Genomic DNA, 1,285 nt, shown 5'->3' with positions numbered 1-1,285 from the left:
CGGGGCTCACCTCTTCCCATCCCGAACAGAGAAGTTAAGCCCGCCTGCGCAGATGGTACTGCAGTTTTGTGGGAGAGTATGTCGTCGCCTTTCTTTTGAAAACCCTATCCAAACCGGATGGGGTTTTCTGTTTTTGAAAAATGCTGAAATTGGGAGGCAGCCCGATATTAATCGGAGCCGCCGTCTTTCTTTTAAGAATCCTTTCCGGTTTATCGGGAGGATTTTTGTTTTTTAGCAGGTTTGCTTTGTGATTTAATCGCAAAGAACTCAATCAATGATTCTTCGTGAGAATTATGAAGAGCGTAAAGTTGTGGAGATTCTACATTAGGATTTAGCTGCAAAGAACGCAATGAATTTTATTTTTTTAAAAAAATACCGTATTTGTGCGGGATTATGTTAGAGTGTAGAAGGGTGTCGTTTTGCAGAATGCTAAGCTTTTGTCGAAGCTTTGCTCTTAAATCTCTTTCACACTAGATTTAGTGGATAGTCGACCAGGAGAGGTGGTTCTGAATTATTATGTTTAATTTACTATTTGTTGTTTTTTTTACGACAATGTGTATGGTGATTTTTTGAATAGTTAGGGTTTTAATTCGATACTTCTAGGTTAAATTTCTTTTAGCTAATGATCTTTTGTCTATTTGAATTTTGTTCTGAATTGAAAAAGTGTTCTTTTTTGATGTTGTATTCTTTAAGTCTGGGTAAAATTCTTCTCAAAAAAAATAACCTATAGTCTGATCAGGTCTGGAGATATCTAAATTAATTTTTGGCGAAGGTTTTCCTGTTTTGTTCTTCTTTGCTTTTAGGTTTAATTATGAAGTGATAAAATTGGCTTTTTTTAAAGATGTTTCTAGGTATTGGATATCTACTTATGTTTTGGTTTGGTAAAAAAATATAAAAGAAGTGGTAATTTCTTTGTGATTAGATGTTATTTTTAAATTTTTGAATAGAAATGTGTTTGGGTCTGTCTGTGTTTTTAAAGAAAAAGCAAAAGGATTTCCGCTGCTATCGGGGCGAGGGCATCGGTTTTCAGAGGGAGCTTAAAGGGGAAGGAGCGGATTTTTATAATGAATAGGAGGGGGGGCTTGGCATCTTGGTTCCTTTTTGGGATTAAATGCGGAAAAATCCGGATTTTAAAAACCTGGAATCTCTTCAAAAAACGGGCTTAAAGGCTGAAAACTCCATAAAAAGGGAACGCCGAAACGGGCGGAAAATGCCAAAACAATGAAGGTATGCAGAAAAAACTCACAAGTATTCAAAAAAGTTTAAAATGTAAACAGGCTGTTAT

General features: G+C 35.8%; 1 rRNA gene. It reads left to right on the top strand.

Annotated features, from left to right (window positions below):
- Positions 1-93: ribosomal RNA gene (gene rrf / locus ACFO3N_RS24895) — 5S ribosomal RNA — on the top strand; the annotation flags it as partial.
- Positions 94-1,285: the final 1,192 nt, after the last annotated feature.

Origin of the sequence: Flavobacterium chungangensis (assembly GCF_042654045.1) — a bacterium.
GTDB classification, from domain to species: domain Bacteria; phylum Bacteroidota; class Bacteroidia; order Flavobacteriales; family Flavobacteriaceae; genus Flavobacterium; species Flavobacterium chungangensis.
This window is presented reverse-complemented; position numbering and strand designations above follow the sequence as displayed.